The sequence below is a fragment of the Marinobacter sp. G11 genome, assembly GCF_021282325.1.
GTDB lineage: Bacteria > Pseudomonadota > Gammaproteobacteria > Pseudomonadales > Oleiphilaceae > Marinobacter > Marinobacter vinifirmus.
In genome coordinates this window covers 1-1,319 of sequence record NZ_JAJSPB010000096.1, presented here as the reverse complement: position 1 = coordinate 1,319, position 1,319 = coordinate 1, and the positions used below count along the sequence as shown (strand labels likewise).

Here is a 1,319-nt window from a genome sequence, read left to right as displayed (position 1 = left end):
TGTAGTTGCCCCCGCTAAACCGGACACCACCTCATTCGTTTGATGCCAGTTCCGCCCGGTACTCCCAGGGCGATTTCATTTTTAGCCCCTTGTGCGGGTGGCTGCGGTTATAGTCCTCGATCCATTCCGGCAACCTGGCCATCACCGTGGCGGCATCAGGAAGATCGTTCAGGTACACATAGTCCCGCTTGAACGTCTTCACGAAGGCCTCAGCCATGCCGTTGCTCTGAGGGCTTCTCACCGGTGTAGTACACACTACAAACCCCAGAGAGGACGCGAAGGCTCGCGTTTCTTTGGCAATGTAGCAACTGCCATTGTCCGTCAGCCATTCCAGCGGATGAGGCACTCCCTCTGACTGGCCGAACCGGTATTCCAAGCTTTCCAGCAGCAGGTCTTGAACCATCTCACCAGTGATGCCACCAGTAGTCGCTACATAGCGCATCAGCTCGCGATCACAGCAGTCCAGACTGAAGGCTACACGGACAACCTCCTTGTTCCAGCAGCGGATCTCAAAGCCATCTGAGCACCAGCGAAGGTCCGGCTTCAACGTAATAACCTGGCCATTGTGGCAGCGCTCTTGAGGTCGCCCTGTATACCGGGGTAACAGCAGCCCATCCTGCTTCATCAGTCGGTACACGCGCTTGTGGTTTACTCGCTCATCGTTGGCTGCGAGCAACCGATTCAGTCGAGCCGTGATCCTTCGATAGCCATTGGCAGCACGGGCCTCGCACAGCTCACGGATAAACGGTAAATGCCGGTCATCGTCCTGTTTGCTGTATCTCGGGCTTCGGCCTTTCTGGCGACCATGAAGGCGATCCAGAAGATTGGAGCGCGATACCTTCAGCACTTCCGCAACCCGCTTCAGAGGGTATCGTCCGGTGGCAGCAACGGCATGCGCGAGATCAACTTTTTTGACTGAGCCACCTCCAGGGCTTCCCGGAGTATTTCAGCTTCCATCGTCTTGCGGCCCAACATCCGCTCCAGCTCCCGAACCTTCTTGTTCAGGGCTTTCACCTCGGATGCGCTTACAACCTCATCACCGGATTCAATCGCGGACATGCCACCGTCTTTCATCAGCTTCTTCCAACGGAACAACAGACTTGCTGATATACCATGACGCCGGGCTACAAGCGATACCGACATGCCTGGCTGCTCACACTCTGCAACCATGAATGCTTTCTCCTGCGCGGAATACCGGCGACGGCGCTGCACTCCGGTTATGACTTCGATTCTCTCCACCTTGGACACTCCTTTGCACTAGGTCTATGCCTAGGCCTTTGCTTCTACCAAGGTGTCCGGTTTAAATGGGGGCTACTACA

General features: G+C 55.9%; 1 protein-coding gene. It reads right to left on the bottom strand.

Features of this window, described 5'->3' with window-relative positions:
• Positions 1–31: 31 nt before the first annotated feature.
• A protein-coding gene (locus LWH94_RS19165) for an IS3-like element ISMaq2 family transposase (RefSeq protein ID WP_232903304.1) occupies positions 32–1,239 on the bottom strand; the annotation gives its coding sequence in 2 pieces (ribosomal slippage) (positions 32–912 and positions 912–1,239; 1,209 coding nt in all).
• Between the last annotated feature and the right edge of the window lie 80 nt (positions 1,240–1,319).